Consider the following 650-nt stretch of genomic DNA (forward strand, 5'->3'; position numbering starts at 1 on the left):
GGGCGTTAGGTGCTTTGACAATCTCGGTGCACGATTAAGAGTAGGAATAATATGTCGGACCCACATTGGACAGGCTATGTCGGTATGCTCACAGGTATTGCTGGTATAGGGTTAGCTCTTTTTAATAATTGGAGAGTTAATAAGATTAAATCTTTAGATCTAAGAATTGAATTAAAGAAATTAGTTCTAAATATCAAATCAAATTTAGCTCAACTTGAGGAATTATTAGAACTAGCAAATAGGTCTCGTACCAATATGACCGCTGCTCGTAGTCGAACTAGTTCAGGAGATATGATTGAATGGAAAGATGAATATCAAAAAGCTCTTTCGGTCAAAGATACATTACTTCGAAATGCACCTGATACTACCAATAATTATCTAAACCTGAGTCCTAGTGAACTCGAAAGTAAACTAATTGAATTCTATGACTACTCAGGAAAAATTAATGTTCTCTGTGACAAATACAAACAAGAGATTAAAAAAGATGAAGCCGACGGCTACCAGTTAAAAGAAGACTTACGAGTTAGTCGACAGCTAAAATCGTAGGTTAACAAGCACCTAACAAGACGTTCAAACGGACAAAAAACAGTTGGCTGTTTCACTCCGTTCACAATTTTAGCCAACATTTTTTGCCGCTTAACGTGGCGTTA

Annotated in this window: 1 protein-coding gene; it reads left to right on the forward strand. The window is 36.6% G+C overall.

The window, feature by feature from the left end; genetic code table 11:
* The first annotated feature begins 51 nt into the window (after window positions 1-51).
* Complete coding sequence (locus H4J52_RS02980) at window positions 52-546, forward strand: hypothetical protein (RefSeq protein WP_182224197.1); 495 nt, start codon at window positions 52-54, stop codon at window positions 544-546.
* Window positions 547-650 lie beyond the last annotated feature (104 nt).

The sequence above is a fragment of the Colwellia sp. MB02u-14 genome (assembly GCF_014076915.1).
Lineage (GTDB): Bacteria > Pseudomonadota > Gammaproteobacteria > Enterobacterales > Alteromonadaceae > Colwellia_A.

Bases quoted from the DNA above. Each gene is read 5' to 3' on its own strand.
- H4J52_RS02980 (WP_182224197.1), top strand. From the start codon at position 52: ATGTCGGACCCACATTGGACAGGCTATGTCGGTATGCTCACAGGTATT.